3 protein-coding genes and 1 pseudogene are annotated in these 3847 nt (G+C 64.8%); 3 read left to right on the plus strand and 1 reads right to left on the minus strand.

Features of this window, described 5'->3' with window-relative positions; all coding sequences use genetic code 11:
* Both AC1DY5_RS46010 and AC1DY5_RS46015 read left to right on the plus strand, forming a co-directional pair.
* Positions 1-770, plus strand: a 770-nt coding sequence (locus AC1DY5_RS46010) for a beta-keto acid cleavage family enzyme (protein WP_478121060.1), incomplete at its 5' end; no start/stop codon positions are given.
* A 41-nt stretch (positions 771-811) separates the two neighbouring features.
* A pseudogene (locus AC1DY5_RS46015) lies at positions 812-1752 on the plus strand (3-hydroxyacyl-CoA dehydrogenase NAD-binding domain-containing protein).
* 120 nt (positions 1753-1872) lie between these two features.
* On the opposite strand, the gene AC1DY5_RS46020 reads toward AC1DY5_RS46015, so the two are convergent.
* Positions 1873-2304 (minus strand): LysR substrate-binding domain-containing protein, encoded by a 432-nt coding sequence (locus AC1DY5_RS46020; protein ID WP_478121062.1) that lies wholly within the window; start codon positions 2302-2304, stop codon positions 1873-1875.
* A gap of 115 nt (positions 2305-2419) precedes the next feature.
* Here AC1DY5_RS46020 and AC1DY5_RS46025 point away from each other — a divergent pair.
* Positions 2420-3847: AMP-binding protein (locus tag AC1DY5_RS46025; RefSeq protein ID WP_478121061.1), on the plus strand; the 1428-nt coding region annotated here is incomplete at its 3' end.

The raw sequence follows: 3847 nt of genomic DNA on the forward strand, positions 1-3847 counted from the left end.
ACGCCGGTGCCAGTCTGGTGGCCATCCATGCACGCCGGCCAGACGATGAAGCGACCTGCGAGCCGACAATCTACACCCGAATCAACCGGTTGATTCGCGACAAGTGCGACATCATCCTGAACAACTCCACGGGTGGCGGCATCAACGGGGACATGGTTCGCCCCTTGCCCAACGGCCTGTGGGAAATCCAGTGGGAGGAGCGCCTGAAAGGCATGCAAGGCGAAGGCGTTGAAATGTGCACCCTCGATGCACAGACGGTCATCGCGAGCTTCGGCGGCAAGGAGATCCTGGTGGCGACGCCGCCCACGTGGATCCGCCAGATTGCCGAAATGATGAGGGCGCGCGGCATMAAGCCCGAGTGGGAGGTGTTCGGCCTGGCGGACATCGTCCAGGACGTTCAGCGCTCGATCAACGAAGGCCTCGACGACGCGCCCCACTTCATCAACATCGTCATCGGTGCCAATGCCTTCCAGGGCGCCCTGCCCTACACGCCGAAACTGCTGCAGACGATGGTCGACCACCYGCCGGCGAAGACGGTGTTCAACGTCAGTGCGATCGGCGCCGCGCAACTGCCGGCGGCGATGAACTCGCTGCTGCTGGGTGGCCATGTTCGCGTCGGACTCGAAGACAACCTGTACTACGAGCACGGCGTGCTGGCCACCAACGTGCAACTCGTCGAGCGGCTCGTTCGGCTGGTTCGCGAGATGGGCTACGAACCGGCCACGCCGACTGAAGCGCGCGAAATCATCGGCCTGCGTCCGCTGCGCTGAATTGCTTGTCGCCACCTGGCGCCACATCTGGATTGGAGATCATGGGAAAAGCGAATATCAAGGTTGCCGTCGTCGGTACTGGCGTCATCGGTGCAGGCTGGGCCACGCACTTCCTGGCCCAGGGCTTCGAAGTCACCGCAACGGATCCGGCCCCTGGCGCCGAGGCGCGCCTGCGCGAGTGGGTCGACCAGTACTGGCCAACCGTCGAAGCGCTCGGCCTGGCCGACGGCGCGTCGAGGGACAAGCTGTCCTCACGACGGACGTGGCGCAAGCCGTGCGGGACGCCGCCTTCATCCAGGAAAGCAGCCCCGAAAGCCTGGACGTCAAGCATGCCTTGATCGAATCCATCGAATCGGCCGCGAATGCCGACGTCATCATCGCTTCGTCTTCGTCCGGCCTGTCCGTCAGCGAGATGCAGGCGGGTGCCAGACATCCGGAGCGCATTGTGCTCGGTCACCCCTTCAATCCGCCCCACCTCATTCCACTGGTAGAGGTCGGAGGCGGCTTGCTGACGTCCGTCGAGAACGTGACCAAAGCGATGGCGTTCTATGCGTCGACGGGCAAAAAGGCCATCCGCATCAACAAGGAAGTCAAGGGCCATATCGCGAACCGCCTGCAAGTGGCGCTCTGGCAGGAAGCCATCTCGTTGGTGCAGAGAGGAGTCGCCTCGGTAGAGGACATCGACATCGCAATCTCATACGGTCCGGGTCTGCGATGGGCGCTGCTCGGACCATTCATCAATCTGCATGCCTCCGGTGGGGCCGGCGGCATCACTCACCTGCTGCAGCATCTGGGCGCCTCCCAGCGCGAATGGGCCCGTGACCTCGGCAAGTATCCGGAGACGGACGACTACATTCAGCAGATCGCTCAGGGCGTGGATGCCGAACTGCAGGGGCACGATTTTCCGGAGCTGCTCCGTCAGCGTGATGACTTGTTGGTTCAGTTGATTGCGGCCAAGGCAACGAAGTCACAGATTCCGTAGCTGACATGGATTAGCGGACATCGGCGCGCCCGTGGCGCTGAAGGACATCGGCATGCTGGAGGTAGACCCGGATTGCGCTGCCGTTTGATCGAAACCGACGTGCAGCCGACCATCAGCCGATCATGGCGCCGGTGGGTTCAGGCTGCTGAGGTGGTGCGCAGCGCGGTGCAGATGCGCCAGGAAATGGCGCACGCTGGGCTTCAACGCCGCGTCTGCGCGCGCCAGCGCGCCCCGCGTGAGCTGCAACGGCCCTTCGACCACCGGCACGACGTCGAGGTGCTGGGCGGCAAAGGGATGCACCGCGATCTGGTACGGAAGCAGGCCGACGCAGTCGCTGCTGGCAACCACCGACAGCAGGCCGAGCGTCGAATTGACCAGCGCGCCGGCCGGTGGCGCCTTCATGCCATGGCGCTCGAACAGCGTCTTCGCGTARCCGGAATCGGGTGTCTTTTCGGAGGTCCCCGCGCGCGCCCTCGCCCCGCCGCGGTGCAGCTCGACTTTGGTTTCCTCGAACGCTTGCCACGAGGCCTGCCCCCTCCAAGGCGCATCGATCGCACCGGGTTTTCACTGAGGCCTTTGCCCTGTCAGGCTGATAGCATCAGTTTACTTACCGGCCGGCATGTAAAAAACATCCCTCGGCAGATCATTCAAGGACGAAGGACAAGCAATGCTGGGCCTGATGCAGTCGAAACCGCTGCTCATCTCGAGCCTGATCGAGCATGCGGCGACGCACCACGCGGAAGTGGAAATCGTCTCGCACGCGGATGCCAACCGCTGCCTGCGCACCAATTGGCGCAGCGTTGGCGACAGGTCGCGGAGGCTGGCGGCGGGACTGACGCGTCGCGGCCTCGAGGCTGGCTCGCGCGTCGGCACGCTGGCCTGGAACACGCATCGCCACCTCGAGCTCTACTACGGCGTCTCCGGCATGGGCGCAGTGCTGCACACGGTCAACCCGCGGCTCTTTCCGGACCAGATCCGCTATATCGTCAACCACGCCGAGGACGACTACCTGTTCTTCGACCTCGGCTTCGCCTCCCTGGTCGCCGAACTCGCGCCATCGCTTGGCACTGTGAAGCACTTCGTCGCACTGTGCGATCGCCACGAGTTGCCCGCGATCGCCTTGCCGCACGGCGAACTGATCTGCTATGAGGACCTCGTCGCCGACGAGCCCGGCGACTACGCATGGCCCGCACTGCCGGAGGACACGGCCTCCTCCCTTTGCTATACCTCGGGCACCACCGGCGATCCCAAGGGCGTGCTGTACAGCCATCGCTCCACGGTGCTGCATTCTTTCGCGGCTTGCGCGACCGACGGACTGGGCCTGTGCGCGCGCGACAGCGTGCTGCTCGCGGTACCCATGTTCCACGTCAATGCCTGGGGCATCCCTTACGCGTCGGCCATGTGCGGCGCCAAGCTGGTGCTGCCCGGGCCCAACCTCGCCGGCGGGCGGCTGTTTGAGCTAATGAAGGATGAAGGCTGCACGCTGTCGCTGGGCGTGCCCACGGTATGGCTGGGCTTCTTTCAGCATTTCGAAGGTTTGCCCGAGGTGCAGCGCCCAGGCCTGCGCCTGCAACGGGTGGTGGTCGGTGGCTCGGCCGCGCCGCGCGCTCTGATTGAAAAGTTCGAGTCCCTGCTGGGCGCCTACGTCATCCAGGCCTGGGGCATGACCGAGACCAGCCCGCTGGCGACGATCKGCAACCTGCTGCCGCGCCACGACGGCATCCCGCTCGAAGACCGGTTCGGGGTGCAAGCGCGGCAGGGTCGCGCCATCTTCGGCGTCGAGGTCGCCGTCTTCGGCCCCGAAGGCCAGCGACTCGGCCCGGACGACCGCACGGCGGGCGAGCTCAAGGTGCGCGGCCCCTGGGTGGCGTCGGCCTACTACGGCCAGGAAGCCGGTGCCGCGCTCGACGACGACGGCTGGTTCTCCACCGGCGACGTAGCATTGATCGATGCCGAGGGCTACGTGCAGATCACCGACCGCTCGAAGGACGTCATCAAGTCGGGAGGCGAATGGATCTCTTCGATCGAGATCGAGAACCTCGCTGTCAGCCACCCGCAGGTGAAGGAAGCCGCGGTGATCGGTGCCTATCACAGC

The sequence above is a fragment of the Variovorax sp. P4_D9 genome (genome assembly GCF_056401695.1).